The organism is Rhodobacter sp. TJ_12 (genome assembly GCF_020023995.1).
GTDB lineage: Bacteria > Pseudomonadota > Alphaproteobacteria > Rhodobacterales > Rhodobacteraceae > Rhodobacter.
In genome coordinates, this window is record NZ_NRRD01000003.1 from 151461 (window position 1) to 177477 (window position 26017).

24 protein-coding genes are annotated in these 26017 nt (G+C 62.2%); 14 read left to right on the top strand and 10 right to left on the bottom strand.

What is annotated here, in order from left to right; translation table 11 throughout:
- Positions 1-109: 109 nt before the first annotated feature.
- The 8 genes from CKO11_RS04430 to CKO11_RS04465 all read left to right on the top strand — a co-directional run bounded on the left by CKO11_RS04430 (position 110) and on the right by CKO11_RS04465 (position 6811).
- Positions 110-1609 (top strand): CoA-acylating methylmalonate-semialdehyde dehydrogenase, encoded by a 1500-nt coding sequence (locus CKO11_RS04430; protein WP_223633401.1) that lies wholly within the window; start codon positions 110-112, stop codon positions 1607-1609.
- Between the two features lie 150 nt (positions 1610-1759).
- A complete protein-coding gene (locus tag CKO11_RS04435) occupies positions 1760-2905 on the top strand; it encodes an acyl-CoA dehydrogenase family protein (protein WP_223633402.1) in 1146 nt (381 codons plus the stop codon).
- A complete protein-coding gene (locus CKO11_RS04440; RefSeq protein WP_223633404.1) occupies positions 2905-3948 on the top strand; it encodes an enoyl-CoA hydratase/isomerase family protein in 1044 nt (347 codons plus the stop codon). Before CKO11_RS04435 ends, CKO11_RS04440 begins: the two co-directional genes overlap by 1 nt.
- Positions 3949-3978: 30 nt before the next feature.
- A complete protein-coding gene (gene mmsB / locus CKO11_RS04445) occupies positions 3979-4851 on the top strand; it encodes a 3-hydroxyisobutyrate dehydrogenase (protein ID WP_223633407.1) in 873 nt (290 codons plus the stop codon).
- A gap of 75 nt (positions 4852-4926) precedes the next feature.
- Entirely contained in the window at positions 4927-5265 is a 339-nt protein-coding gene (locus tag CKO11_RS04450; RefSeq protein ID WP_223633410.1) for a hypothetical protein, read from the top strand.
- A gap of 67 nt (positions 5266-5332) precedes the next feature.
- On the top strand, positions 5333-5995 hold the full coding sequence (locus tag CKO11_RS04455) for a Crp/Fnr family transcriptional regulator (protein WP_223633411.1): 663 nt from the start codon (positions 5333-5335) through the stop codon (positions 5993-5995).
- Positions 5996-6113: 118 nt separating this feature from the next.
- Positions 6114-6305: a DUF2892 domain-containing protein gene (locus CKO11_RS04460; protein WP_097081276.1), complete on the top strand. Its 192-nt coding sequence runs from the start codon at positions 6114-6116 to the stop codon at positions 6303-6305.
- 131 nt (positions 6306-6436) lie between these two features.
- Positions 6437-6811 carry a hypothetical protein gene (locus tag CKO11_RS04465; protein WP_223633412.1) on the top strand — a complete coding sequence of 125 codons (375 nt, stop codon included), beginning with the start codon at positions 6437-6439 and terminating at the stop codon, positions 6809-6811.
- 130 nt (positions 6812-6941) lie between these two features.
- Here the strand turns inward: CKO11_RS04465 and uvrA are convergent, their stop codons facing one another.
- Positions 6942-9815, bottom strand: coding sequence for an excinuclease ABC subunit UvrA (gene uvrA / locus CKO11_RS04470; RefSeq protein WP_223633413.1), 2874 nt, complete (start codon positions 9813-9815; stop codon positions 6942-6944).
- A 256-nt stretch (positions 9816-10071) separates the two neighbouring features.
- Between uvrA and CKO11_RS04475 the strand changes: the two genes are divergently transcribed.
- Positions 10072-10446: a rhodanese-like domain-containing protein gene (locus CKO11_RS04475; protein WP_223633414.1), complete on the top strand. Its 375-nt coding sequence runs from the start codon at positions 10072-10074 to the stop codon at positions 10444-10446.
- Between the two features lie 54 nt (positions 10447-10500).
- Here CKO11_RS04475 and CKO11_RS04480 read toward each other — a convergent pair whose 3' ends face one another.
- From CKO11_RS04480 to CKO11_RS04510, 7 genes are all read right to left on the bottom strand, one after another.
- Positions 10501-12114: an FGGY-family carbohydrate kinase gene (locus tag CKO11_RS04480; protein WP_223633415.1), complete on the bottom strand. Its 1614-nt coding sequence runs from the start codon at positions 12112-12114 to the stop codon at positions 10501-10503.
- 97 nt (positions 12115-12211) lie between these two features.
- Positions 12212-12847, bottom strand: coding sequence for a nucleoside/nucleotide kinase family protein (locus CKO11_RS04485; RefSeq protein ID WP_223633416.1), 636 nt, complete (start codon positions 12845-12847; stop codon positions 12212-12214).
- Positions 12847-13695, bottom strand: a complete 849-nt coding sequence (locus CKO11_RS04490) for a sugar phosphate isomerase/epimerase family protein (protein WP_223633418.1) — start codon at positions 13693-13695, stop codon at positions 12847-12849. The genes CKO11_RS04485 and CKO11_RS04490 overlap by 1 nt, the downstream gene beginning before the upstream one ends.
- A 4-nt stretch (positions 13696-13699) precedes the next feature.
- Entirely contained in the window at positions 13700-14692 is a 993-nt protein-coding gene (locus CKO11_RS04495; RefSeq protein ID WP_223633420.1) for an ABC transporter permease, read from the bottom strand.
- Entirely contained in the window at positions 14689-15684 is a 996-nt protein-coding gene (locus tag CKO11_RS04500; protein ID WP_223633421.1) for an ABC transporter permease, read from the bottom strand. The genes CKO11_RS04495 and CKO11_RS04500 overlap by 4 nt, the downstream gene beginning before the upstream one ends.
- A complete protein-coding gene (locus tag CKO11_RS04505; protein WP_223633422.1) occupies positions 15677-17173 on the bottom strand; it encodes a sugar ABC transporter ATP-binding protein in 1497 nt (498 codons plus the stop codon). The genes CKO11_RS04500 and CKO11_RS04505 overlap by 8 nt, the downstream gene beginning before the upstream one ends.
- A 77-nt stretch (positions 17174-17250) precedes the next feature.
- Complete coding sequence (locus tag CKO11_RS04510) at positions 17251-18231, bottom strand: substrate-binding domain-containing protein (RefSeq protein WP_223633423.1); 981 nt, start codon at positions 18229-18231, stop codon at positions 17251-17253.
- A 242-nt stretch (positions 18232-18473) separates the two neighbouring features.
- Between CKO11_RS04510 and CKO11_RS04515 the strand changes: the two genes are divergently transcribed.
- Complete coding sequence (locus tag CKO11_RS04515; protein WP_223633424.1) at positions 18474-19520, top strand: LacI family DNA-binding transcriptional regulator; 1047 nt, start codon at positions 18474-18476, stop codon at positions 19518-19520.
- Between the two features lie 11 nt (positions 19521-19531).
- Here the strand turns inward: CKO11_RS04515 and CKO11_RS04520 are convergent, their stop codons facing one another.
- On the bottom strand, positions 19532-21022 hold the full coding sequence (locus CKO11_RS04520; RefSeq protein ID WP_223633425.1) for a hypothetical protein: 1491 nt from the start codon (positions 21020-21022) through the stop codon (positions 19532-19534).
- Between the two features lie 264 nt (positions 21023-21286).
- Here CKO11_RS04520 and CKO11_RS04525 point away from each other — a divergent pair, with 264 nt between their 5' ends.
- From CKO11_RS04525 to CKO11_RS04540, 4 genes are all read left to right on the top strand, one after another.
- Complete coding sequence (locus CKO11_RS04525) at positions 21287-21793, top strand: DUF1269 domain-containing protein (protein WP_223633426.1); 507 nt, start codon at positions 21287-21289, stop codon at positions 21791-21793.
- Positions 21794-21957: 164 nt separating this feature from the next.
- Positions 21958-22428, top strand: coding sequence for a DUF2852 domain-containing protein (locus CKO11_RS04530; RefSeq protein ID WP_223633428.1), 471 nt, complete (start codon positions 21958-21960; stop codon positions 22426-22428).
- 140 nt (positions 22429-22568) lie between these two features.
- The gene (locus CKO11_RS04535; protein ID WP_223633574.1) at positions 22569-23390 is read left to right on the top strand and encodes an arginyltransferase; all 822 of its coding nucleotides are present in this window, start codon (positions 22569-22571) and stop codon (positions 23388-23390) included.
- A 248-nt stretch (positions 23391-23638) separates the two neighbouring features.
- Positions 23639-24736, top strand: coding sequence for a TRAP transporter substrate-binding protein (locus CKO11_RS04540; RefSeq protein WP_223633430.1), 1098 nt, complete (start codon positions 23639-23641; stop codon positions 24734-24736).
- Positions 24737-24866: 130 nt separating this feature from the next.
- On the opposite strand, the gene CKO11_RS04545 is transcribed toward CKO11_RS04540, so the two are convergent.
- Positions 24867-25880 (bottom strand): sensor histidine kinase, encoded by a 1014-nt coding sequence (locus CKO11_RS04545; protein WP_223633432.1) that lies wholly within the window; start codon positions 25878-25880, stop codon positions 24867-24869.
- Between the last annotated feature and the right edge of the window lie 137 nt (positions 25881-26017).

A 26017-nucleotide genomic window follows, 5' to 3' on the forward strand; every position in this document is an offset into this window, starting at 1 on the left:
TTCCTCTTTATGGCGCATTTTCGCAAGGCTAATGTAACGGCGAACGCAGTTCCCAACACCCAAACGCTCAAAGCGCGATAACCGGTGCAGGCCCTAAAGGGAGGAAAAGATGAAAGAGATCGGACATTGGATTGACGGCAAAATGGTTCCGGGCACGTCGGGGCGCAGTTCCGACGTGTTGAACCCCGCGACGGGCGAGGTGATCGCCAAGGTCGCGCTGGCCACACAAGCCGAATTGGATGCCGCCGTCGCCGCGGCGGAAAAGGCGCAGCCCGGCTGGGCCGCCACCAACCCGCAGCGCCGCGCGCGGGTAATGATGAAATTCGCCGATCTGATCAACGCACATATGGATGAGCTGGCCGAGCTTGTCTCGCTCGAACATGGCAAGGTGCTTTTGGACGGGCGCGGCGATGTGCAACGCGGCCTTGAGGTGATCGAGGTCTGCATGGGCGCGCCCGCGCTGATGAAGGGCGAATACACGGGCGATGCAGGCCCCGGCATTGATCTTTATTCGATGCGCCAGCCGCTGGGTGTGGTGGCGGGCATCACGCCTTTCAACTTCCCGGCGATGATCCCGCTTTGGAAAATGGGCCCGGCGCTGGTGGCGGGCAATGCGATGATCCTCAAACCGTCGGAGCGCTGCCCCTCGACCGCGATGCGGCTGGCGGAACTGGCACAAGAAGCAGGCCTGCCCGATGGCGTGCTGCAAGTCGTGAACGGTGACAAAGAAGCCGTGGATGCGATTTTGGACAATGACACGATCCAAGCCGTGGGCTTTGTCGGCTCGACCCCGATTGCGCAATATATCTATGGCCGGGCCTGTTCGAACGGCAAGCGCGCGCAATGCTTTGGCGGCGCCAAGAACCATATGATCATCATGCCCGATGCCGATATGGACAAGGCGGCGGATGCGCTGGTCGGTGCCGGCTATGGCGCGGCGGGCGAACGCTGCATGGCCATTTCCGTCGCGGTGCCGGTTGGCCAAGGCACGGCGGAAGCGCTGATCGAACGGCTGGTGCCGAAGATCGAAAAGCTGAAAGTCGGCCCCTACACGGGCGGCAATGATGTGGACTTTGGCCCGGTGATTACAGCGCAGGCGAAAGAACGGATCGAAGGGCTGATCGACTCGGGCGTCGCGGCGGGGGCCGAACTTGTCGTCGATGGGCGGGGCCTCAAGATCCAAGGCTATGAAAACGGCTTTTACGTGGGGCCGAGCCTGTTCGACAAGGTCACGCCCGAGATGGAAATCTACAAGCAAGAGATTTTCGGCCCGGTGCTCAGCGTGGTGCGCCAAGACAATTATGAAGACGCGCTGAAGCTGATCATCGATAATGATTACGGCAACGGCACCGCGATCTTCACCGCCGATGGCGACACGGCGCGCGATTTTGCGGCGCGGGTGAATGTGGGCATGGTTGGCATCAACTTCCCGATCCCGGTGCCGCTGTCCTACTACACCTTTGGCGGGTGGAAGAAATCGGCCTTTGGCGATCTCAACCAATATGGCCCCGATGCCTTGCGGTTCTATACCAAGACCAAAACCGTGACCGCGCGCTGGTTCTCGGGCATCAAGGATGGCGTCGCGCTGAATTTCAAAGCGCTGGACTAAGCCCAAATCAGGCGGGCCGCGCACCGCGCGCGGTCTGCCACCGGGGCACTGGGCGCGGCCCCAAAGGGGCCAGCCCCGCCCCGCGCTTGCAACACTGGTGCAAGAATTTCAAAATAAACAGGTGTTCAATTCAGGCTTTGGGAGGAAGGCATGGATTTCGCGCTGAGCGAGGAGCAACAGGCCATATTCGATATGGCTTATGCCTTTGGGCAGGAGGAAATCGCGCCCCATGCGCGCGCGTGGGAAGCGGCGGGCACGATCCCGCGCGATTTGTGGCCCAAGGTGGCGGCGCTGGGGCTTGGCGGGGTTTATGTCTCGGAAGACTATGGCGGCTCGGGCCTGACGCGGCTGGATGCGACGCTTGTCTTTGAAGCCTTGGCAATGGCCTGCCCGGCGGTGGGCTCGTTCCTGTCGATCCACAATATGTGCGGCGGGATGATCGACAAATTCGGCGCGCCCGATCTGAGAGCGCGGCTGTTGCCGAATCTGTGCAGCATGGAAACGATCTATTCCTATTGCCTGACCGAACCGGGTTCTGGCTCAGATGCCGCCGCGCTGCGCACCCGCGCCGAAGCGGTGGACGGAGGCTACAAACTCAATGGCACCAAGGCTTTCATTTCGGGCGGGGATTATTCGGACGCCTATCTGACGATGGTGCGCACGGGCGAGCCCGGCCCCAAGGGGATTTCCACCGTGGTGGTCGCGGCGGGCACGCCGGGGCTAAGCTTTGGCGCGCATGAAGACAAAATGGGCTGGCGCGCCCAACCCACCGCACAGGTTCAATTTGACGATTGCATCGTGCCCGCCGAAAACCTGATGGGCGAAATTGGCAAGGGCTTTAGCTATGCCATGGCGGGGCTGGATGGCGGACGGCTTAATATCGCGGCCTCGGCGCTTGGCGGGGCGCAGGCGGCGCTTGAGGCCACGCTTGGCTATATGGGCGAGCGGAAGGCCTTTGGCCAATCGCTTGACCAATTCCAAGCGCTTCAATTCCGGCTCGCCGAGATGGAGGTGAAGCTGCAATCGGCCCGCACCTTCTTGCGTCAAGCGGCGTGGAAATTGGACCACAAGGCCCCGGATGCGACCAAATTCTGCGCCATGGCCAAGCTTTACGTCACCGATGCCGCCTTTGACGTGGCCAATCAATGCCTGCAACTGCATGGTGGCTACGGCTATCTTGCCGATTACGGGATCGAAAAGATCGTGCGTGATTTGCGTGTGCATCAGATCCTTGAAGGCACAAATGAAATCATGCGGCTGATCATCAGCCGCGCGATGATAGCGGAGCGAGGCTGATGCAAGACGACTGGATGATTGCCCGCAAGCAAGGCCGCGCGGGACGGCTGACCTTCAACCGGCCCAAAGCGCTCAATGCGCTGGATGAAAGCATGGCGGGCGTGATCGAAACGGCGCTGGATCAATGGCGCGACGATCCAGAGGTGGCGCTGGTCATCATCGATGCGGCGGGCGAGCGGGCCTTTTGCGCGGGCGGCGATATCGCGGCGGTCTATCACGCGGGCCGCGCGGGCAATTTTGAACTGGGCGCGCAATTTTGGCGCGCCGAATACCGGATGAACGCGAAAATCGCGGAATATCCCAAGCCCATCATCGCCTTCATGCAGGGCTTTGTGATGGGCGGGGGCGTTGGTGTGGGCGGCCACGCCAGCCACCGCGTGGTGGGCGAAACCACGCAAATCGCCATGCCCGAAACCGGGATCGGGCTCATTCCGGATGTCGGCGGCACGTTGATTTTGGCGCGCGCGCCGGGCCGGGTGGGCGAATATCTGGGCACCACCGGCGGGCGGATCGGCGCGGCCGATGCGCTTTACGCGGGCTTTGCCGATATTTACCTGCCCGAAGCGCGCTGGCCCGATGTGATTGCGGAATTGACCCGCACTGGCGAAGCCTCGGTCATTCCGCGCGGATTTCAGCCCGAGGTCAAAGGCTTTCTGGCCGAGCGGCGCCCCGATATCGAGGCGATCTTTGGCGGCAAGGATATGGCCGCCATCATCACCACGCTGGAGGGGATGGAGACGAAATTCGCCGCCGAAACGCTGACCACCTTGCGCCGCAATTCCGCGCTCAGCGAAGAATGCACACTGCGGCTGATCCGCATGACCCGCGCCCTGCCCAATATCCGCGAGGCACTGTCGAACGAGTTTCGGTTCACCTTGCGCGCGGTGGAACACAGCGATTTTTTGGAGGGCGTGCGGGCGCAAATCATCGACAAGGATCGCGCCCCCCGCTGGGCCTATCGGCTCGATACGCTGCCAGAAGATTTGGTGGCGCGGCTGCTGGCGCCCTTGCCACGTGAATGGGAAATCGACTTCGACGCCTGAGGAGAGCGTCGCAACAGATTGGGAGGACACATGAAAATCGGTTTTATCGGACTGGGAAACATGGGCGCGCCGATGGCGGCGAACCTTGCAAAAGCGGGCCATGAGGTGATGGGCTTCGACCTTGCCGCCCCCTGCCCGGCGGGGGTGGCTAAGGCCGCAACCGCTGGCGAAGCGGCGATGCTGGCCGAGGTGGTGGTAACGATGCTGCCCAATGGCGCCATTTTGCGCGCGGTGGCCGCCGAAGTGATCCCGGCGATGGCGCCGGGGGCGGTGCTGTGCGATTGCTCGACCGTCGATGTCGAAAGTGCGCGCGCGGTCGCGGATCAGGCCGCCGCCGCTGGGCTGGCCGCGCTGGATGCGCCGGTGTCGGGCGGTGTCGGCGGGGCGACGGCGGGCACGCTCACCTTCATGGTGGGCGGACCGGATGCCGCCTTTGCCATGGTAGAGCCGCTGTTTGAGATCATGGGGCAAAAGGCGGTGCATTGCGGTGCCGCCGGGGCGGGCCAATCGGCGAAGATTTGCAACAATATGATCTTGGGTGTGACGATGATCGCCACCTGCGAAGCTTTTGCGCTGGCCGACAAGCTGGGCCTCGATCGCGGCAAGATGTTCGATGTGGTCTCTACCTCGTCGGGCTATAGCTGGACGATGAACGCCTATTGCCCGGCGCCCGGCGTGGGGCCGCAAAGCCCCGCCGACAATGGCTACAAGCCCGGTTTTGCCGCGGAATTGATGCTCAAGGATCTGCGGCTGAGCCAGCAAGCGGCCGAGGCCGTGGATGCCGATACGCCGATGGGGCAGCAGGCCGCCACGCTTTATGCCCGCTTTGTCGAAGAGGAAGGCGGTTCGGGCAAGGATTTCTCTGCCATGCTGCCCCGGTTCGAACAGCGCCGCCGCGCCTAAAGGCTCACATCCGCGCGAGCGGGCGACCGAATGGCCCCGCTCGCGCGTTGGATCTTCAGACCAAGGAGATCCATGATGACACACCGTCCCCTGACCCTCGCGGCCCTTGCCCTTGCACTCGGCGCCTTTGCCCCCGCCGCTTTGGCCGAGCCGCGCCCCGATTGCACCGGCCCCGGCGCAAGCTGCGCCGCACCGGGCCATAACACGCCCCCCGGCCATGCCAAAAAGCAGGCCCCGCACGCCGCGCAGAAAGCCCCCGGCCATGCGCCAAGTGCTGCGCAATTGCGCCGCCTGCCGCCGCCGCCCCATGGTCAAGAATACCGCGTGATCGACAACCGCGTGACCTTGATCGACTCCGAGACGCTGAAAACCGTGGCCGTGCTGGGGCTGCTGTCGGCGCTGCTCGGCAATTGATCCGACGCGACGGCAATTGACCAATGGGGTCTTGTGCTTATCGCGCCGCCAAGCCTAAATCCAAAACATGACAAGCTGGATCGATACCTCCCCCGCCCTTGCGCGACTCGGTGCCCCTGAGCGTGCCTTGCTCAGCGACCTGAGCCCGATGGATGTGCCCAAGGGCGCGGTGCTGTTTCGCCCCGGCGATGCGGTGCAAGGCTTTGTATTGGTGCTGCAAGGCCGGGTCGAAGTGTTCCTGACCGGCGCGAATGGCCGGGAATTGATGCTTTACGCGGTGGAGCCCGGCCAAACCTGCGTGCAAACCACGCTCGGGCTTCTGGGCGAGGCGGATTATACCGGCGAAGCCATTGCCACCACGCCCTCGCGCATCGTTTTGGTGCCGCGCATGGCCTTCTTGCGCCTGATGGAAGACAGTCCCTCGTTCCGGGCGTTGGTCTTTTCTTCGATGGCGGTGCGGATGGAAGAGGTGATCCGGCTGATGGAGCGGGTCTCGTTTCAATCGGTCGAAAGCCGTCTGGCCAGTTGGCTTTTGGCGCGGGCGGAAAATGGCCGCGTTTCGGCCACCCATGCCGAGATTGCCGCGCAGATCGGCTCGGCGCGCGAGGTGGTGTCGCGCCGGCTTGACGCCTTTGCCCGACGCGGCTGGGTGCGCACCGAGCGCGGGCTGGTGGAAATTTGCGATGCAAGCGCGCTGAAACGTCTTGATGCGGTGACCGAGGGCGCTTAAGCGGCCCGCTCGCGGCGCTGTGATCGGGATTGGTGATCACGTCACCGACGCGCCCCCGCCCCAATGCTAGCTTTCCCTCAGAGCCCGCGCCTTGCGGGATTTTTTGGAGGGAGTTCACATGTTCAAGAACAACGTCGGCGGGATGGATAAAATTGCCCGCATCGTCCTTGGTGCCGCCATGCTGGCCGCCTATTTCCTGATGCCCGATGCCTCGTGGTTCTGGCTGATCGGTGTTGTGCCGCTGATCACCGGTCTGGCGGGCTCCTGCCCGCTTTACACGATCGTGGGCATCAACACCTGCAAAAGCTAATCTGGCAAAAGCTACCCCCGCGCATCGGTGGCTGGCCAGAGCCACCGATTTTCTGCGACGGGGCAAACCCGCCGAAGGGCCCGCGCCTTCGGCGGGTTTTCATTTGGCGAGGGCGGCTTTAGACTGTGCCGATGTACTTCCGCCCTGCCCTTTTGCTGATTGCCCTTTGCGCAGCGCTCCCCGCGCGCGCCGAAAGCTTGGCGCCCATTGGCCCTCAAGCACCGCAGGCCGAGCCCCCCTCCGAATGCCGGATTTTGGAGGCGACGGGGGATCGGTTTTGCAAATACGGTCACCGCTGGAAGCTGGAAAATGCCCGCGCCCCCGATTACGCGGTGGGCGATGACTTCCCGATCTATGACCACTCGATGCTGATGGATTTGCGCCGCTACGACCTGCCCCCGGTGGATGGGCCATGGCGCTATTATGAAGATCAGCGGATCATCTACAAAGTCTCGGCCAAGACCGGCAAGGTGATCGAAGTGCTGGGCCGGATGCGCCGCCGTTAAAGGCGCAGCCCCGCCCTTTCTGGCACGCGTTGACGCGAAGCTCTTTTCCCCTTCGACTTTGCGTCAATATCCCGGGGGTGAATTTTCCGCAGGAAAAGAGGGGGCAGCGCCCCCTGCCCTATGTCAGCCCCTATTCCGCCGCGACCGGCAAGCCCAGCATTGGCGCAAGGTAGCGCCCGGTATGGCTTTCGGGCACGGTGGCCACCTGTTCGGGCGTGCCTTCGGCCACAATGCGCCCGCCGCCATCGCCGCCCTCGGGGCCAATGTCGATGATCCAATCGGCGGTTTTGATCACATCGAGATTGTGTTCGATCACCACGACCGTGTTGCCCTGTTCGACCAAGGAATGCAGCACTTCCAAAAGCTTACGCACATCTTCGAAATGCAGCCCCGTGGTGGGTTCGTCCAAGATATAAAGCGTACGCCCCGTGGCGCGGCGGCTGAGTTCTTTGGACAATTTCACTCGCTGCGCTTCGCCGCCCGAAAGCGTAGTCGCCTGCTGACCGACCTTGATATAGCCAAGCCCCACCTCAACCAGCGCATCCATCTTTTCGCGGATCGCGGGCACGGCTTTAAAGAACTCCTGCGCGTCTTCCACCGTCATATCCAGCACATCGGCAATCGACTTGCCCTTGAACTGAATTTCCAGCGTCTCGCGGTTGTAGCGGTGGCCCTTGCAGGTTTCGCATTCCACATAGACGTCGGGCAGGAAGTGCATCTCGATCTTGATCACGCCATCGCCTTGGCAGGCCTCACAACGCCCGCCTTTGACGTTGAAGGAAAACCGCCCCGGCTTGTAACCGCGCGCCTGTGCCTCGGGCAGGCCCGCAAACCAATCGCGGATCGGCGTGAAGGCCCCTGTATAGGTGGCAGGGTTGGACCGCGGCGTGCGCCCAATCGGGCGTTGGTCAATGTCGATCACCTTATCAAGGTGTTCAAAGCCGCGAATGCTTTCGCAAGGCGCGGGGGTTTCGCGCGCGCCATTCAATCGCATCGCCGCGTTTTTATAAAGCGTTTCAATCGTCAGCGTGGATTTGCCGCCCCCCGAAACGCCGGTGACGCAGACAAATTTCCCAAGCGGGAAGTCCACCGTCACATCTTTGAGGTTGTTACCACAAGCTTTTGAGACCTTAAGCTTTTTCCCATTTCCCTTGCGGCGTTTGGCGGGCACTTCAATGGCGCGGGTGCCGGACAGATATTGCCCCGTGAGGCTCGCCGGGTCCGCCGCAATCTCGCCCGGTGTGCCGCGCGCGACGACTTGGCCGCCATGCACGCCCGCGCCGGGGCCAATGTCAAAAACGTAATCCGCATGGCGGATCGCATCTTCGTCATGCTCCACCACCAAGACCGTATTGCCCTGATCGCGCAGGTTTTTCAGCGTGCCCAAAAGCCGGTCATTGTCGCGCTGGTGCAGCCCGATCGAGGGTTCGTCCAGCACATAAAGCACCCCCGTCAGGCCAGAGCCGATCTGGCTGGCGAGCCGGATCCGCTGGCTTTCGCCGCCCGACAGCGTGCCCGCTGCGCGCGAAAGCGTCAGGTAATCCAGCCCCACGTTGACCAAGAACCCCAACCGCTCGCGGATTTCTTTCAAGATCGGGCGGGCGATTTCATTGTGCTGCGTGCCCAAGCTTTCGGGCACGGTGCCAATCCAGTCATGCGCCTCGCGGATCGACATTTCCACCAATTGCCCAATATGCAGCCCGGCGATTTTCACCGCCAAAGCCTCGGGCTTTAGCCGGTGCCCGCCGCAGGCACCACAGGGGCGGTTGTTCTGGTAACGCTCCATCTCTTCGCGCGACCAAGCCGAATCCGTCTCGCGGTAACGGCGCTCCATATTTGGGATGATGCCTTCGAAGCTGCGACTGACCTCATAGACCCGCCCGCCTTCGTCAAAGCGGAATTTGATCTGATCCTCGCCCGAGCCGTAAAGGAACAGCTTTTGCACCTCGGGGGCCAGGTCCTTCCACGGCTTGCGCTTGTCGAACCCGTAATGCTTCGCCAAAGCCTCAATCGTTTGCGTGAAATAGGGGCTTTTCGACTTTGCCCAAGGGGCCAGCGCGCCCGCCATCAGCGTCAGCGTGGTATCCGGCACCACCAGACGTTCGTCAAAGAAAAGCTCCACCCCCAGCCCATCACAGGCCGGGCAGGCGCCAAAAGGCGCGTTGAAAGAAAACAGACGCGGCTCGATTTCCGGAATGGTGAAACCAGACACCGGGCAGGCGAATTTTTCCGAAAAGGTCACCCGCGCGGGCTCTTGCCCCGCCTCAATCGCATCATTCGACAGCGCCTCTTCCCAAAGCGCGATCCCATCCGCCAAATCCAGCGCGGTGCGGAAACTGTCCGCCAGACGTGTCTCCAACCCTTCACGGACCACAATCCGATCCACCACCACATCGATATTGTGACGGAATTTTTTGTCTAAGGTCGGCGGTTCCTCAAGGTCGTAAAAGGCGCCGTTCACCTTCACCCGCTGAAAGCCCGCCTTGCGCCATTCGGCGAATTCCTTGCGGTATTCGCCCTTGCGGTCGCGGATCACGGGAGCCAGCAAATAACCCCGCGCGCCCTCTTCCATCGCCATCACGCGATCGACCATATCTTGCACCTGCATTGCCTGAATCGGCAGACCCGTGGCGGGGCTATAGGGCGTGCCCGCGCGGGCGAATAGCAGTCGCAGATAGTCATAGATCTCGGTCACCGTGCCGACGGTCGAGCGCGGGTTTTTCGACGTGGTCTTTTGCTCAATCGAGATAGCCGGGGATAGGCCCGAAATATGATCGACATCGGGTTTGCCCATCATATCAAGGAATTGCCGCGCATAGGCCGACAGGCTTTCGACGTAGCGCCGCTGTCCCTCGGCATAGATCGTATCGAAGGCGAGCGACGACTTACCCGAGCCCGAAAGCCCGGTGATGACGGTCAGCGCATCGCGCGGGATGTCGAGATCGACCCCCTTGAGGTTATGCTCGCGCGCGCCCCGCACCTCGATGAATTTTTGCTCGGCCATACCCGTCTCCGTTCAAAGCCCCCAATAGATAGGGGGTCAGGGGCGAGTCTCCAATGCGAAAATGCGAACAGAAGGGGAACTTTTGCGCCCGGCGCCAAAGATTTGCGCGGCCTGCCGCCTGTTGCTGCCACGCAGCATAGAAATCATTCATGTCTTCGCATATCTAAGGTAAAAGCGCTTGAAACCACGCAGCGTTCTGCCACATGGAACCGACAGGCGCCCCTGCGCTTTGGCGCCGCAAAAGAAGGAATACGAGATGTTCAACTTCCTGCGCCCTTCTGGCCAAGGGCAAGGTCGCGTCGAACGGATCGCGCCGAAAGACGCGGTGCAAATGGTCACCAAAGGCGAAGCGATTTTGCTTGATGTGCGCGACGGGATGGAGCTGCGCGCCAGCGGCAAAGCCAAAGGCGCGCTACATGTGCCAATGGCGGCGGTGGCGATGAAATGCGACCCGTCGAGCCCCGAATGCCTGAAAGAGCTGTCGCTTGATAAACCCGTGGTGCTTTACTGCGCCTCTGGTGCGCGCAGCCAAGGCGCTGGGCGAATGCTGGTGTCGCTGGGCTATACCAAGGTCTTCAACCTTGGCGGGCTGAACGACTGGCACCATGGCGGCGGCCAAGTGGTGCGCTAAGGCGCAACGCCACAGGGGCGTGCCCCGAAGATCGGGGGGGGGCTGCCCAAACGGCTAGGGCGCCATCAGATCGCGATAGGCGGCAGAATCGGCCTGCATGCGGGTGAAGACGCGGTATTTGCGCGCGTGGAAATCGGCAATCGCCGCACCGCGCGGCGCGACCACCTGCCCTCCGCCGGCCATTGCTGCCATCGCGGCGGGCAGGTCGGGCTGGTGGCCCGCTGCCACAGCGGCCAGCATCGCACAGCCCAACAGCACCGGTTCTGCCGTGTCAGGCACCACCACTGCACAGCCCGTCGCATCGGCGTTTTCGCGCACGAAAAGTGGGTTTTGCGCCAGCCCGCCGCTCATCACCAGCGTATCGATTTGCACCCCCTCGGCGCGCATCGCCGCGATGATCTGGCGCGTGCCATAGGCCAGCGCCTGCACCGTGGCCAAATAATCCAGCGCAAGATCATCCAGATCACTGGTGAGACCCAACCCGACCAGCGCGCCCTTTCGCCACGCTTCGGCCAAAGGCGAGCGGTTGCCGTGAAAATCGGGCTGCACATGGCGGGTAGCGGTCAGGGTGGCGGTTTCTTCGGCCATGCTGGCCAGATGCGCTTCGATCAGCGCCGCGACGCGTTTGCCCTCGGCCTGCGCGCGCTCGGCCAAGGGGATGGCGGCCGCATGGCGCGCGATCACCGCATCCATCAAGGCGCCCGCCGCGGATTGCCCGCCTTCAAGCGCCCAAACTCCGGGCAACACCGCCCCGAAATACGGGCCCCAAATACCGGGCACAAAGCGCGGATCGGGATCAAGCGCGATATGACAGCTTGAAGTGCCCGCGATCAGCGCAAGCCGCCCCTGCCAGCCCGCACCGCACACCCCCAAAGTGCCCAAAGCACCCGCATGGGCATCGATCATCGAGGTGGATACGGCAAGCCCCGGCACAAGGCCCAGCTCCGCTGCCGCCGTCTCGGTCAGGCGCCCGGCCAGACGTCCGGGCGGGGCCAGTTGTGCGCCAATCGCGCTATGTTCAGCCTGAGCCAATTCGGCAAGCCCGATGGCGGCCAGAAAGTCATCGTCCCAGCCCTCGCCCGCCTCCCCCTTATGGCCCAGATAGGTCCATTTGCACACGGTCGAGCACAGCGAACGCACCGCCGTGCCCGTGGCGCGATGCACCAGCCAGTCGGGCAGATCCCAGAACTGACGCGCCTGCGCCCAAGCGGAAGGCAATTCGCGTTTGAGCCAGCGCAACTTGGGCAACTGCATCTCGGGCGAGATGCGCCCGCCGACATGGGCCAAAGGCGCACCGCCGATAGTATTGATTGCCTCGGCATCGTCCAGGGCGCGGTGATCCATCCACAAGATCACATCTTGTTCGGGCGCGCCGCCGGGATCAATGCTGACCGGTGCGCCCCCGGCCCCGGTCACAACCAGCGAACAGGTGGCATCAAAGCCGATCCCGGCCACATCGGCCCCGGCGACCCCGGCCTGCGCCAAGGCGGCGCGCGTGGCGGCGCAAACCGCGCCCCAAATCTCTGCCGCGCTTTGCTGGGCGAAATCGGGTGCGGGCCGAAAGGTGGTGATATCTGCGGCCGCGCTGCCCAGCAACGCGCCTGCCGCGTCAAACAGGCCAGCGCGCGCGCTGCCGGTGCCGACATCGATGCCGATGAAATAGCTCATACTGTCCTCCCTTGTGCGACAAGCGCCACGGGTCATGGGGAGGGTGAAGACCCGTGGCGCTGCCGTCAAGCCGCGCGACACGCGGCTGTCTTCGCCCCTAGGGGACGAAAACCAGATCGGCCGGACCGGAGCGATAGCGCACCGTATGGCCGTTTGGAATGTCATTGCCGTCCAGCTTGTGATCGATCTCGGCCTCGCTGAGCCCATAGCCCACCCAGCGACCCCGCAAGCGGCGGCGCAGTTCGTCCTCAGCCACCTCGATCATCACGGTCCGGTCAAAGAGCGGATGCAAACTAGGCCAAGGATCATCTTGCAAAAGAAGATAATTCCCCTCCGCCAAGATCAGCTTTGCCGTGGGCTCAATGATCCGCGCCGAGCCGCGCGAGATTTCCAGATCGCGGTCAAAGACCGGCACCGCCACCGCGCCTTCTGCCGGGTCGCGCAGCCGCGCTAAGGTGGACCGCAGCCCGCCCACATCGAACGTATCGGGCGCGCCTTTCCACGGACGACGGCCACGGGCATGAAGCACCGCATCATCGTAGTGGAAACCATCCATCGGCAAGATCGCGCAAGCGCCGGGACTTTCGGCCTCAATCACCTGCGCAAGCGCCTCCACCAGCGTGGATTTGCCAGAGCCCGGTGCGCCAGAAATGGCCAGCACCTGCCGGTCGGGGCGCGCAAGCATCTCGCGCGCCACCGCCACAAGGCCCAGCATATCGACCCGCGCGCCCATCAGATCAGCCGATATTGCTTGGCTTTGTTCTTCAGGAACGGCAGGCCTTTCGACATCACCTCATCATGGCTTTCCGCCACCGGGCGCCAAACCGACAGGCCATAGCCCACTTCGGGCGGCATGTTGATGAAGCTTTCCATCGCCAACCCGCCTTTGAAGCCAATCGCGGCAAGGGTCGCGTAGATCTCATCCCAATCGCAGGTGCCTTCGCCCGGCGTCCCCCGGTCACTTTCCGACAGGTGGATGTATTTCAGAAACTCGCGCGCATCCAAAATGCCGTTGCCTGCGCCCTTTTCCTCGATGTTCATGTGATAGGTATCAAGGTGGATGAAGATGTTATCCGCGCCCACTTTGTGGATCATGTCGCGCGCTTGCCAGCCGGTGTTGATCAGGTGGTTTTCATAGCGGTTGACCGGCTCGATCCCGAACAAAAGGCCGATCTTCTTGGCATAAGCCGCGCCGGCTTCCAGCACGCGGGCGACATTGTCATATTCTTGCGCGGTGCCGGGCAAGCCGGTGCGCTGGCCGATACCGCCATAGGTCACGCCCGACAGCGCCTCTGCCCCGCAGGCCTTGGTTTTATCGAGTGCGAGTTTCAGATAATCGATCGCCTTTTCGGGATGGTTCGAGGCCCAGCATTCTTCGGGCAGGCCAAGCGAGCAGACCGCGCGCAGACCCGATTTTTCCAACAGGCCCGCGGTATGGGCGGTATCAATCGTGGCGGGTTGCAGCATCGGGATTTCGATGAAATCGACGCCATATTCCAGCGCCCCGGCCACCGCGCGTTCCGCGCCGTCGTGGTCCCAGTTCATCGTCCACATGCTGGTATGAACACCGAATCCTTCCATGGTGTCAGTCCTTTCTGAAGGGTATGAGGGCGGCCAGCCTGCCCGAACGCAGGATCATCACGGCGATGAGGAACAGCCCCCAAACCGCGGTCGCAAGATGTTGGTTGGCGCCGATCAGGTTCAGACCCGACGACAGGATTTGCAGGATCAAAATCGCAAGGATCACCGGAGCGACGCGGCCCTTGCCACCAAAGGGATCGATGCCGCCTAGAAAGATCGCCAAAACGGTGACCAGAAGCATCGCCTCGCCATGGCCGACGCGGACCGAGTTGAAACGCGCCAGCATCAAGATCCCGGCAATCGCGCACACAAGACCCGACAGGGCATAAATGGTGATCAGCGTGCGCTTGGTGGGCAGCCCCGAATATTCCGCCGCGCGGATGTTGGAGCCGACCATATAGGTCGCAAACCCGTGGCGCGAGCGCGAGAAAAGCACATGCCAGACCAGCGCCACGATCAAGAAAAGCAGCAGCGGTAGCGGGAAGCCAAAGATCGCCCCATGCCCGAGCGCGCCCACGACATCGGGAAAGCCCGAAATATCGCCGCCCTTGGTCAAAAACTCGCCCAAGCCGCGCAGGAAGATCATCATCGCCAGTGACACAAGGATCGGATGCGCGCCGACAAAGGCGATCACCGCCCCTTCCAGCGCGCCCGCTGCCGCGCCCACGGCCATTGCCGCCACCGCGCCCATGAAGATCGCGGGCAGACCGGCCTCGGCGCCGCCGAATTGCAACATGACCCAAGCGAAGGTGAGCCCCGAGATATTGGCCAGAAAAATGATCGCCAAATTGATCCCGCCCGAGATCATCGGCCCCAGCATCGCCAGCGTCAAAAGCCCAAGCAGGGGCGCCTGATAGCCCATCGAGCCGAAATTGGCCGCCGTCAGGAACCGGGGCGAAGCCAAGCTGAACACCGTAACCATGACCGCGAGCAAGATCAGAAGCCCAAAGGTCTCGGTCCCGAGGTTTTGGCGCAAACGGGTGATGAACGCGCTCATTTCGCGCCCTCCTTGCGGGTGGCGACCAAGCCGCCAAGGTTCATGTTGGAGGTGGAGATCGCGACCAAGATTGCGGCGCCGATGATCATCTTGAAGGCAAAGGGCGAAATCCCCAGAAGGTTCAGCCCGTTTTGCGTCACGGCGACGAACATCACGCCCAGCACCGCGCCCAGAACCGTGCCCTTGCCGCCGCCCAGCCGCGCGCCGCCCAAGACCACAGCGGCCAAAACGTCAAGTTCGCGGCCATAAAGCGCGTTTGGCACCACCTCTTGCACGATATTGACCTGCATCAGCGCGGCAATCCCGGCCATCAGCCCCATCCAGCCATAGGCCAGCGCCTGCATCAGCGCGAGGTTGACACCCGCGCGGCGCGCGCCTTCGGGGTTGTCGCCAAAGGCATAGATCTGCCGCCCCAAATTGGTGCGCTGGATCAACACCCAAGTGGCAATGACACAGACCACCATCACCGCCACCGGCATCATCAATTGCGACCATGCGCCATCGGCGGATTGATGTTCAAAAAGCGCGATCCGGTCGATCCACCAATCGGGCAGGTTGTAGATGCTGCGCCCCCGTGTGAAGAACATCAGCAGCCCAAAAAAGGCGTTGAAGGTGGCGATGGTGACCACGATCGAGATGATCCGAAAGCCATGGATCAGCGCGGCATTGATCAGCCCCAGCGAAATCCCCACCATGCCGCATGCGATAAAGCCCAAAAGCCAATTGCCGCCGCCAATCCCAATGAGGAATTTCGCCGCCACATATTGCACGACCGAGGTGGCCACCGCGAAGGAAATGTCGATCCCCCCGGCGATCAGCACGACCAACAGCCCCACCGCCCAGATCAGATTGACCGAAGAGTTGTTGAGCAACGAGGTCAGGTTGCCCAGCGTCAAAAACGTATCGGTCGCCAGCGACAGGAAGATGCAGATCGCCGCCAGCGCGATAAAGATGCGCGTCTCGATCTGGCGGTTTTTCATCAGGTTACGCATAGATCGCCGCCTCCAGCGCTTGAATGGTGGTCTGGCGCGGGTCGTAGCTGTGGCGGATTTGCCCGCCCGCCATATGCAAGATACGGTCAGAGTTATACAGCACCTCTGACGCCTCGTCCGAGATCAGCAAGATCGCCAGCCCCTGATCGGCCAGTTCACGCACGATGCGAAAGATGCCCGCCCGCGCGCCCACATCCACGCCCACGGTGGGGCTATCTAGAATAAGCAGCTTCGGTTCGGTGGCGAGCCATTTTGCCAACACAACCTTTTGCTGGTTGCCGCCCGACAGCGTGGCAATCGGGTTTTCCGGCGCGCCGATCTTGATGCCCAGCCGCTTGACCCAATCGCGGATCAACGCGTCTTTCTTGGCCGGGGCGATCAGCCCGAACCGATCCAATAGCTTGTGCAGCACCGAGATGGCGGCATTGTCGGCGATGGATTGCTTTTGCAAAAGCCCCAGCGACAGCCGGTCTTCGGAGACATAGGCCAAGCCGCGTGCAATCGCATCGCGCAGCGAAGCGGGGCGGTAAGGTTTGCCCAGCAGCGTCATGGTGCCTTGGGCACGGGTCATACCAATCATCGCATGGGCCAATTCGGTGCGCCCGGCCCCGATCAGCCCAGTCAGCCCGACCACCTCGCCCGCGCGGATCGTCAGATCGATGTTTTCAAATTGGCCGGGCACGGACAGCCCCTTGGCCTCAAACACCACCGGGCCGGTGGCCGCGCGCGCGGAAACCGTGCTTTCCAGCAAATGCCCGGTCATCAATTCGCCAAGCTTCGCCTGTGTCATCCCCTCGGTCGGGTAGACGCCGACCAGCTTGCCATCGCGCAAGACCGTCACGCGCGAGGAAATATCCAAAACCTCGGCCAGACGATGGCTGACGAACACCACCGCCACGCCATCGGCGGAAAGCTTGCGCACGATGTCCAAAAGCCGATCCGTTTCCGATTGCGTAAGCGAGGCCGTCGGCTCATCCATGAAAATCAGCCGCGCGTCATTCATCAGCGCGCGCGCAATCGCCACCACCTGCCGCTGCGCGATGGGCAGGGTTTCCAGCGGCGCGTGCAAATCCAGCGTCACCCCCAGCCGCGCCAAAGCCTCGGCGGCGGCGGCGTGCATCTTGGCAAAGGGCACACCGCGTGGGCGCGCGCCCACCAATGTGTCAAAAGCGATGTTTTCCGCCACCGACATGTTGGGAAACAGCGCCAAATCCTGCCAAATCACCGACACGCCCTTGGCGCGGGCCTGCACCGGGGTGATGGCAGAAAGCGTCTGGCCAAACAGGCTGATTTCTTCGGCACTTTCCGGCCTATAGACGCCGGTCACAACCTTGATAAGGGTGGATTTTCCGCACCCGTTTTCGCCCGCAAGGCAATGCACCTCGCCCGCGCGCACGTCGAAATCGACCGCGTCAAGCGCCTTCACGCCCCCGAAAATCTTGGTGATGCCCTTCAGCCGAAGCGCGTCGCTGTCACTGCCGCTTGTCATTGTTTTGTCCCGCCATGAGACCGCGGGCGCAGCATTGCACGCCCACGGCTTTTCCTGCTTTGGGTCAAGCCCCGCGCTTAAAGCCCCATATCGGCTAGGCCGTCGACGGATTCATCGTTCAGTTCCAGCAGGTTATCGGTGATGATGTCACGCCCTTCGAAATCGGGATGCACCACCCCAAGGCCCGGAATCTCCATCCCGTCGGTGATTTCTTCGCCTTCCGCCAGCATCTTGCCCAGCGTCACGAAGACCTCACCCGCCTGCGCCGGGTTCCACATATAGCCGCCGGTCAGCACGCCTTGATGCACCATCCGCGCGCCTTGACCGGGCGAGAACGGGCCGACGACAAAGACCTTGCCCGACATCTTGCGCTCATCGATCGCGCGCCCTGCCCCGATCGGCCCTTGCGAGCCAAAGCCCAAAAAGCCCTTCAGATCGGGGTTCGCCGCCATCAGATCAAGCGCGGTCTTGCGGCTTTCATCGACGTTTTCCGCCACGCCATAACGATCCCCCACCGGCTCCAGATCGGGGCGGTTTTCGGTCAGCCAAGCCACGGCGGCATCCGCCCATGCATTGTGCAGCGGCACGGTGAGCGAGCCCACGTAAACCGCGTATTTGCCCGGACCCTCGATCTTTTCAGACAGCAGCTTGGCATGGGCCTCGCCAAAGCCTTGGGCCGAGGCCAGTTCAAAATCCCAATCAACATTTTCAAGGCCCGGGCCTTCATGCGCGATGACCTTGATCCCGGCATCGCGGGCTTTTTTCAGCACCGGCTCCAGCGCTTTTTCATCATTGGGAACCACGCCGATCACATCGACGCCCTTGGCGATCAGATCTTCGATGGCCTGCACTTGCAGCGCCGGGTCGGCCGAAGTCGGGCCGATCATCTCGGCATCGACGCCCAGCGCATCGGCCTGACGCTTGATGCCGTCTTCCATCGCGTTGAACCACGGAATACCGCCGATCTTCACCACCACACCGATTTCGGTGGCGCTGGCCGCGCTTGCAAATACCGCAGTGAACGCCACTGCGCTGGCGCAGGCGAGAAGCTTCTTCATCTGTTCCTCCCTCGGGACCGTGGCCCCGACTCTATCTGCCCCGAACCGCGGGGTACGGCGCTTGTGCAATCGATTGCGCAGGCCGCTAGAAAAAATGCCCGGGGCCAGCCTCCAACACTGACGCAGGGCAAAATTCCTTTGGCTCGGCGGCAAATCTGCGATGATTTGCGGCACCCGCACAATCGATGTTGCAATATAAGTCGATTCGGCATCATCCTGTCAAGAAGCCGCAGGACGGGTCGATGAAGCCGACACAGAAACACACGATCTACGATATCGCAACGCGTTCGGGTGCCTCGGCCTCGACGGTCAGCGCTGCGCTGAACGGCACATGGAAGGCACGCCGGATCAAAGAGGCCACCGCGCTGCGCATTATCGCGCTTGCGCGCGAGATGGGCTATTCGGTCAACCTGCAGGCCCGTGGGCTGCGCACCGCACGTTCGGGCCTTGTGGGGCTGATTTTACCCGAACACAACAACCGCTTCTTTTCGGATCTGTCGCAAAGTTTCACGCTGGAAGCGCGCGCGCGCGGGCAATGCCCGGTGATTATCGCCACCGCGCGCAACCCCGAAGAAGAATTATCGACCGTGCGCGATCTGATGGCCTATTCGATCGATGCGCTTTTCGTCGCCGGGGCCGCCGATCCGCAACATATTTCAAAGATTTGCCGCGCGGCGCAGCTTCCGCATGTGTTCATCGACCAGCCCTGCCCCGATGCACCCTCGGTGATCACCGACAATGAAACCGGCGCGCGACAATTGACCGAGGCAATCATCGACACGCTGGCCCCGCACTCCCCCGCGCTGGAGGGAACCGGGCGCGAAAAGATTTATCTTTTGGGCGGGGATGCACGGCTGCATGCCTCGTCGCGCCGGATCGCGGGATTTCGGGCCGCGATGATCGCGCATTTTGGGCGGTGCGACGATGATCAGGTGATTGCCTGCGGCTATGAACCACAGACGGCACAGGCCGAAATCCGGGCGCTGCACGCGCGGCTTGGCGGCATGCCTGCAGGGCTTTTTGCCAATTCTCTCAATGTGTTCGAAGAGGTTTTGCGGTTTTTGTCACGCCGACCTGAACCGGAGTTGCGCGGCTTTTCCTTGGGCTGTTTCGATTATGAACCCTATGGCGAATTGCTGCGCCTGCCGGTGCATATGGTGCGCCAGCGCCACCGCGAACTGGTGCGCCGGGCGTGGGAATTGCTGGAAGAACCGGGCAGCACCGAACTGGTGACGGTGCCGCCCGAATTGTGCCTCGCCCGCCCGCGCGTGCTGCGCTACGAGGGCTAAGGCTCAGGCGCTTACGGCATCATCCCGCCCAAGGCACCCATCGACATGCCATTGACCATGGGCACACCTTCGTCATCCAAGGCGATCTGCCAGCGCAGGGTGCCATCGTCTTGCGCTTGGGCCAGACCGCGCATTGCCATCAGCCCCATCGCGGCTTGCTGCACATCGCTGGGCCCCTGTTGCAGCGCGTTCAAAATGGCATCCGTCCCGGCAAGGTCGATCGTTGCCTCCAGCGCCTTCGGCGCGCTGCTTTCCATATCGATCTGCGCCATCGTCTCAGCCTTGAGCGTGTAACCCGCGCCCACCATCTGGCTGGGGTTGAGCCGCAGCGTCATCGCCCCCCCGGGCAACATTGCCGCCGCCATCTGTGCATCGGGCACAGTGCCCGTGCCGCCCGCGGCCATATCTTCCAACGCCAGCTTCATCATCGCCAGCAGATCGACCCCCTCTAGGCCCAGATCGACCCGCGCCTGTTGCGGCACCAAAGCGCTGGCCCAAGCGGGCACCACGCCCTCTGCCACGGTGATCCCGTCAAGCGCCAGCGCCTCGCGCAGCTTGCGCGCCTCGGGGGCGATGTCGATTTCAAGCGAACCAAGGGCGGCTTGCCCCGCAAAGTCCGTCGTTTTCACGTTCAGCTTTTCGAAATCGAAGCGCGCCGCGGCCTGATCCAAAAGCGGCAAGGTGGGCAACATCAACTGTGCCAGCGCCTGTTGTTCGTCTTGCAGGTTTTTGCCCTCTGCCCAGACCGTCTGCATCTTGGCCAGCACAGGCAGGGTGTCACGCCAACGCAACCCGGCGATCTCGGTCTGCCCGCTGCCCTCTTCCAAAGATAGGGTCAGTTCGGTCGGCGCACCGCCCGGCAGGCTGGGAATCGCGACCGTCTCGGTGATCTGCGCGACGTGGCTTTGGCCGGTCAGGTTCAGCCCGGTAGCGCCCTCCTGCACCTCTGTCGCGGCGCGATAACCGTTGAACACCACCTCAAGCGTCATTTCCTGCGGCGTCTCGCCCGGCGTTGGAATGGGCTGCGTCTGGCGCATTTGCAACCGGTCCATGCTGGTTTGCCAGTCGCGCATAAAGGCGATGGTGGGGTCATAAGTGCCCGTCAACACCACCCCTTGCAGGGTGTAATCGGTCACCGTCACACCTTCGGCGTCCGCGGTCGGCATGACGATTTGCACCTGCAAATCCTGCGGCGCGCCCGCCACTTCCCACAGGCCCGAGGCTCTGGGGCGCAGATCCAATTCATAGGGCGACATCGTGAACGGGGCGGGTTCATCGCCCGTGGCTTCGGGCAGCACCCGCGCCGGATCAAGCGTCAAAACGTAATGATCGAAGACAGGGGTCACCACCGCCGCAGGCCCCGCCGGGCCCAGCGCTGCCCGGATCTGGTCTTGCAGCGCCTGCGCGCCGGGGCCGCTGGCATGGGGATGGCTTGCCCACCAGACGCCCCACCCTATCACGGCCGCCAGCCCCGCGCCGCCGAGCAAATATTTCCCGTACATTTCCAAACTCCTGCCTGAAAAGCTTTCGCTACAATTTTAGGCGGGCCCGCCCATCTGTCCACCGCGCAAACTGGCGCGCCCCAGTTCAACCGCTGCGGCCCCACCGCCATCCCCGCTCACGCCCGGGCCCGGCCACGCAAGTGTGACCGCCCAACACGGAACGACCAATACCGCCAGACGTTTTTTCACCAAAAGCCCGCCCGCGCAGATCGGTCCCCGAACCGGGCACCGGGCGGGACCACACCAGACCAAGGGAGACAAATCATGTCTGAACTGCTTGTGATTGGCTATGATAATGCCGAAACCGCCGAAGCCGCCCGCAAAAAACTGTTTGAGCTTTCCAGCGACTATTACGCCGATGTGGGCGATGCCGTGGTCGCCGTGGCCGATGAAAACGGCAAGGTGCATCTGCGCCAGATGGTAAACCCTTGGGCGCTTGGCGCCATGTCGGGGTCGTTTTGGGGGCTGTTGATCGGCGCGATCTTTCTCAACCCACTCTTTGGCATCGTGGTGGGCGGTGCGGCAGGCGCCGCCGCCGGAGCGCTGAGCGATTACGGCATCCGCGACGAATTCATGAAAGAAATCGCCGCCACGCTAGCGCCCGGGCGCGCCGCGCTCTTTATGATGGCGCGCAACCTGACCTCGGACCGTGTGATCACCCATCTGGCCGATTATGGCGGCACGGTGCTGCGCACGAACCTGTCCTCGACCGATGAGGCCAAACTGCGCGAGATTTTCGTGCAGGCGCAAAAGCTCGATCACGTCGCCTGATCGCGCCCGCCGTTGCCCAAAAGGGCCCGTGCCTTGCGCCGGGCCCTTTTTCTTTGGCAAAGCGAAATGTAAAAAGTTTTTACATGAGCCCTTGACCGCGACGGAAGCGCCCCCCATCTTCGTTCATGTGAAAGCAATTCACATCATCCCCGGAGGGACATACCATGACCGCAACCACCTTGAATGAAACCGACCGCCCCGGTGCGGTCACCCGTGCCCTGAACTGGCTGGATGAACGTGGCCCGATGAGTTGGGTCGTCGTGATGGTCGGCGCGTTCATCTTTGCCGGGCCGCTGGGCCTGTTGGTTTTGGGGTTCATCTTGATCACCGGGCGGTTTTCGGGCCGCAACTGCCGCGCCCGGCGTGCCCATTTCCCGTCGCGCTACGATCTGCGGATGCAGTTCCACGCCGCGCGCCCGACCGGCAATGCCGCCTTTGACGCCTATAAAGCGGATACGCTGGCCCGGCTTGAACGCGAACAAGACGAGTTCGAGGCCTTCTTGCACCGTCTGCGCGAGGCCCGCGATAAGGCTGAGTTCGACCAATATATGGAAGAACGGGCCCGCGCCGCAGCAGCCGAAGCCTCCGACGCGCCCCCCTCGCCGCCTGAACCGGGCACCGCTGGGCGCTACTGATCACGCAGTTTTTCAGCCAACCCCGTCCGAAAGGGCGGGGTTGTTTCGATTCCGTGACATGAAATCCTTGGCCTAGGGCGCAGGCTTTGTTAGCTTGTGGGGGCGTCGCCCGGATTGCGGCGCGCAACCTCCCGACCGTGATGCGCCATTCACTGCCTCTTGCCCCCCAATTCTACGTGACCGCGCCCCAGCCCTGCCCTTATCTTGAGGGCCGGTCGGAGCGGAAACTGTTCACCGCGCTGCAAGGTGAAAGCGCGGAGAAACTGAACAATGCGCTGTCGCGGCAAGGCTTCCGGCGGTCGCAAAATGTGCTGTATCGCCCCTCTTGTGCGGATTGCTCGGCCTGTCTTTCGGCGCGCATCCGGGTGGCCGATTTCGCGCCCGGGCGCACCCAGCGCAAAGTTCTGACGAAAAACGCCCATCTCAAGCGGACCGCCACCAGCCCTTGGGCGACCGAGGAACAATATACCCTGTTCCGCCGCTATCTGGACGCGCGCCACGCCGATGGCGGCATGGCCGATATGGATATTTTCGAATTCGCCGCGATGATCGAGGAAACGCCGGTCAAAACCCGCGTGATCGAATATCGCGATGGCCGGGTCACCGAAACGCCTCGCCCGCTGACCGCTGTATGCCTGACCGATGTGCTCGATGACGGGGTCAGCATGGTCTATAGCTTTTATGATCCAAGCTTGGCGGATACGAGCCTTGGCACCTATCTGATCTTGGATCATGTTGCGCTCGCCCAAAAGGCGGGTCTGCCCTATGTCTACTTGGGCTATTGGGTGCCCGGCTCGCGCAAGATGGGCTATAAAGCACGGTTTTCGGCGTTGGAAATCTTCAAGGGCGGGCGCTGGCAACCCTTGGGCAACCCCGAAGACCATTCGGGCGAAACCCATCCGCTTTCCGTCGATCCGATCGCGGAGCAGGTGGCGCGAATCCAGCTTCCCGATATGCGCTAATCACGCAAAAGAACTCGCCAAATACGTGTGGAAAATCGCAAGGCAAGTGCCTGCCAATGCGGCGTTTTTGGCGCCCTAGCCCGCTGCGCCGATATGGCGCGGGGTCATCTGGTTATGTTTTGTGACCGATTTGCGCAATTATCCTGCGCGGTATCTGGACAGCCCGACAACGGAATGACAGGTTGAGCGCCGAACCGCCCGGCCTGCCCGGGTGACCCATCTGACGGAAACGCACGGGAGGAGACCCTATGGATCGTCGCTCATTTCTGACCAAGGCTGCGCTGGGCGGCGCGGCTGCCAGCACGCTTGCCGCGCCCGCGCTGGCGCAAGCGGCGCCTAAGATCACCTGGCGGATGACCTCCTCCTTCCCGAAATCGCTCGATACGATCTATGGCGGCGCCGAAGTGCTGTCGAAAATGGTGTCGGACGCGACCGACGGCAATTTCCAGATCCAAGTCTTTGCCGGTGGCGAACTGGTGCCGGGCCTGCAAGCGATGGATGCAACCGCTTCGGGCACCGTCGAGGCCAGCCACACCGTGGGCTACTACTACTGGGGCAAAGACCCGACCTGGGCACTGGGGTCGACCGTGCCTTTCGCGCTTTCGGTGCGCGGCATGAACGCCTGGCAATACCATGGCGGCGGCATCGATATGTATAACGAATTCCTGGGCACCCATGGCCTGATCGGCTACCCGGGCGGCAACACCGGTGTGCAGATGGGCGGGTGGTTCCGCAAGGAAATTAACTCGGTCGAGGATCTCAAAGGCCTCAAGATGCGCATCGGCGGCTTCGCCGGCAAGGTGATGGAAAAACTGGGCCTTGTGCCGCAGCAGGTCGCCGGCGGCGACATCTATCCCGCGCTGGAAAAAGGCACGATCGATGCGACCGAATGGGTCGGCCCCTATGACGATGAAAAGCTCGGCTTTTATAAAGTCGCGCCCTATTATTATTACCCCGGCTGGTGGGAAGGCGGCCCGACCGTCCACTTCATGTTCAACAAGGAAGCGTTCGAGGGACTTCCGGCGGCCTATCAATCGCTGCTGCGCACAGCCGCGCAAGCGACCGATGCCGATATGCTGCAAAAATACGACTACAAGAACCCGAAGGCACTGAAAACGCTGGTGGCCAATGGCGCGCAACTGCGTCCGTTCAGCCAAGAAATCCTGCAAGCCTGCTTCGCGGCCGCCAACGAGGTCTATGCCGAGATGGAAGCCGACAACCCGCAATTTGCGAAGATCTGGGGCTCGATCAAAGAGTTCCGCGCCGAGCACTATCTCTGGGCGCAGGTGGCGGAATACAACTACGACACCTTCATGATGATCCAACAACGCGCTGGCAAACTGTAAGCCGCGCGACAGATCACACGAAAGCCCCGGGGCAAACCCGGGGCTTTTTCATGCGCCCATCACACCTGGGAACGTTACGCCCATACCATCGGCGCCCAAACCATCCGCCGGGTCTGGTCTTTGGGCCCGATCAGCCCTCTTCTGCCGGTTTAGGCGGAAAGATCAGCGTCACCTGCGTGCCGCCGCCCGGACGCGGGGCAAAGGACAGATCGCCCTCCAACTGGCCCGCGAATTGCCGCGCCAGTCGCAGCCCAAGACTTTTGGGATTTTCCGGGTCGAAATCCTCGGGCAGCCCGATGCCGTCATCGGCAATCTCGATCCGGGCCTGCTCGCCTTCTTGGCGCGTGGTAAGCCGGATCGTGACGCGCTCTTGCCCGTCCAACGCATGTTCCAGCGCGTTCGACACCATTTCCACGACGATCAGTGCCACCGGCGTGGCCTGTTCGGCATGCACCGGCAAGGGCATCAGGTCATAATCAAGCTGCACCCGGTCGCTTAGATTCGCGGCGGAAACGATTTCGGGCAAAGCATTTTGCATCAGCGCGCCGATCTCGGTCACCTGACGGCGCGGATCGTGCAATTGGCGTTGCAGCGAAGCAATCACCCCCAGTCGCGCCGCCGCGGTATTGAGCGCCTTTTTCGCCGCCAGATCGCCCGCCTTGCGTTCTTCCATCCGCAAGATCGACCCGATCACCTGTAAATTGTTCGACACGCGATGCTGCAATTCATGAAACATCAGCGTGTTTTGCTGCGCCTGCCGCGCCCAGTCGGCGCGTTCATCCTCTAGCTTGTGCAGCGCCAGCCGCATCAGCGCGATCACCAGCAATTCGCTCACCACGATGAACAGGTAAAAGCCCATCGCCATACCGCCATGCAAATCCAAGGCGAAACTGTATTCCGGCATCACGAAAAAGAACCACGACGCCAGCCCACAGACGCAGGCCATCACAATCCCCGCCCGCGTGGACAGGAAAAACGCGGTCAAGAACACGGCCGGAAAAAAGGTCAAGAACGGATAGCCCGGTGGCAGCCGCCCCTCCAGCATCGCGCGCAAACCAAGGGCAACCGCAAACACGGCCAGACTGCCGCCCCATTCAAGGGCTGGGCCATGCGGGCTCGCGGTCAAGGAACGCAGCAATCTCATCGTCGATCCGGGTGTTTACGGGAACAAGGGCTTTGCCATCACTAGGCCAAACCGAGACATTGTAAACCGAATTCTTGGCGATGACGCACATGTCAACGCGCCGACCATCCAAACTGTGCGCATCTTTGCCGATCCGC

Coding starts and splice junctions, on each gene's coding strand:
- CKO11_RS04430 (WP_223633401.1), top strand. CDS start 110: ATGAAAGAGATCGGACATTGGATTGACGGCAAAATGGTTCCGGGCACG.
- CKO11_RS04435 (WP_223633402.1), top strand. CDS start 1,760: ATGGATTTCGCGCTGAGCGAGGAGCAACAGGCCATATTCGATATGGCT.
- CKO11_RS04440 (WP_223633404.1), top strand. CDS start 2,905: ATGCAAGACGACTGGATGATTGCCCGCAAGCAAGGCCGCGCGGGACGG.
- mmsB (WP_223633407.1), top strand. CDS start 3,979: ATGAAAATCGGTTTTATCGGACTGGGAAACATGGGCGCGCCGATGGCG.
- CKO11_RS04450 (WP_223633410.1), top strand. CDS start 4,927: ATGACACACCGTCCCCTGACCCTCGCGGCCCTTGCCCTTGCACTCGGC.
- CKO11_RS04455 (WP_223633411.1), top strand. CDS start 5,333: ATGACAAGCTGGATCGATACCTCCCCCGCCCTTGCGCGACTCGGTGCC.
- CKO11_RS04460 (WP_097081276.1), top strand. CDS start 6,114: ATGTTCAAGAACAACGTCGGCGGGATGGATAAAATTGCCCGCATCGTC.
- CKO11_RS04465 (WP_223633412.1), top strand. CDS start 6,437: ATGTACTTCCGCCCTGCCCTTTTGCTGATTGCCCTTTGCGCAGCGCTC.
- uvrA (WP_223633413.1), bottom strand. CDS start 9,815: ATGGCCGAGCAAAAATTCATCGAGGTGCGGGGCGCGCGCGAGCATAAC.
- CKO11_RS04475 (WP_223633414.1), top strand. CDS start 10,072: ATGTTCAACTTCCTGCGCCCTTCTGGCCAAGGGCAAGGTCGCGTCGAA.
- CKO11_RS04480 (WP_223633415.1), bottom strand. CDS start 12,114: ATGAGCTATTTCATCGGCATCGATGTCGGCACCGGCAGCGCGCGCGCT.
- CKO11_RS04485 (WP_223633416.1), bottom strand. CDS start 12,847: ATGGGCGCGCGGGTCGATATGCTGGGCCTTGTGGCGGTGGCGCGCGAG.
- CKO11_RS04490 (WP_223633418.1), bottom strand. CDS start 13,695: ATGGAAGGATTCGGTGTTCATACCAGCATGTGGACGATGAACTGGGAC.
- CKO11_RS04495 (WP_223633420.1), bottom strand. CDS start 14,692: ATGAGCGCGTTCATCACCCGTTTGCGCCAAAACCTCGGGACCGAGACC.
- CKO11_RS04500 (WP_223633421.1), bottom strand. CDS start 15,684: ATGCGTAACCTGATGAAAAACCGCCAGATCGAGACGCGCATCTTTATC.
- CKO11_RS04505 (WP_223633422.1), bottom strand. CDS start 17,173: ATGACAAGCGGCAGTGACAGCGACGCGCTTCGGCTGAAGGGCATCACC.
- CKO11_RS04510 (WP_223633423.1), bottom strand. CDS start 18,231: ATGAAGAAGCTTCTCGCCTGCGCCAGCGCAGTGGCGTTCACTGCGGTA.
- CKO11_RS04515 (WP_223633424.1), top strand. CDS start 18,474: ATGAAGCCGACACAGAAACACACGATCTACGATATCGCAACGCGTTCG.
- CKO11_RS04520 (WP_223633425.1), bottom strand. CDS start 21,022: ATGTACGGGAAATATTTGCTCGGCGGCGCGGGGCTGGCGGCCGTGATA.
- CKO11_RS04525 (WP_223633426.1), top strand. CDS start 21,287: ATGTCTGAACTGCTTGTGATTGGCTATGATAATGCCGAAACCGCCGAA.
- CKO11_RS04530 (WP_223633428.1), top strand. CDS start 21,958: ATGACCGCAACCACCTTGAATGAAACCGACCGCCCCGGTGCGGTCACC.
- CKO11_RS04535 (WP_223633574.1), top strand. CDS start 22,569: ATGCGCCATTCACTGCCTCTTGCCCCCCAATTCTACGTGACCGCGCCC.
- CKO11_RS04540 (WP_223633430.1), top strand. CDS start 23,639: ATGGATCGTCGCTCATTTCTGACCAAGGCTGCGCTGGGCGGCGCGGCT.
- CKO11_RS04545 (WP_223633432.1), bottom strand. CDS start 25,880: ATGAGATTGCTGCGTTCCTTGACCGCGAGCCCGCATGGCCCAGCCCTT.